The 698-nt window shown below is 31.9% G+C and carries 1 protein-coding gene; it reads left to right on the forward strand.

From position 1 onward, the window contains the following. On the forward strand, window positions 1–698 hold a 698-nt coding region (locus OU788_RS12555; RefSeq protein ID WP_274635475.1), incomplete at both ends, for a glutaminyl-peptide cyclotransferase.

Consider the following 698-nt stretch of genomic DNA (forward strand, 5'->3'; position numbering starts at 1 on the left):
ACAATTCTATTGAAGTTTTAGCAAAAAAAGCTCCTGTAGTTTATTCTTATAAACTTCTTAACACCTATACGCATGACAAAGAAGCTTATACTCAAGGATTAGAGTATAAAGACGGATATTTATATGAAAGTACAGGACGTAGAGGTCAATCTACTTTACGTAAAGTGGAGATCAAAACTGGAAAGGTTTTACAAAAAATCGATTTAGATGCTAAATACTTTGGAGAAGGAATGACCATTTTCAATAATAAAATCTATTGGTTAACATGGCAATCTCGAAAAGGTTTCATCTACGATTTAGAAACTTTTAAACAACTTGGTTCTTTTGATTATAACAATAGTAATGAAGGTTGGGGATTAACACACAACGATTCTGAATTAATAAAAACTGACGGAACTAATAAAATTTGGTTTTTAAACCCTGAAAACCTTCAAGAAGAAAGAAGTATTCAGGTATATACTCACGATAGAGCATTAGACAAACTGAATGAAATAGAGTATATAGATGGTAAAATCTTTTCTAATTACTGGAAAACCGACGGAAAAGGTAAAGCTACCATTGCCATCATAGATCCTAACAGCGGAGCAGTTGACGGATTAATTGGTTTGGATGAATTACGTGACATTGTTTTAAAAGAACAAACTTTAGAGCAAGACGATGTTTTAAACGGAATTGCTTATGATGCTGAAAATAATCGT

It is taken from the genome of Tenacibaculum sp. L6, assembly GCF_028823685.1.
Classification (GTDB): domain Bacteria; phylum Bacteroidota; class Bacteroidia; order Flavobacteriales; family Flavobacteriaceae; genus Polaribacter.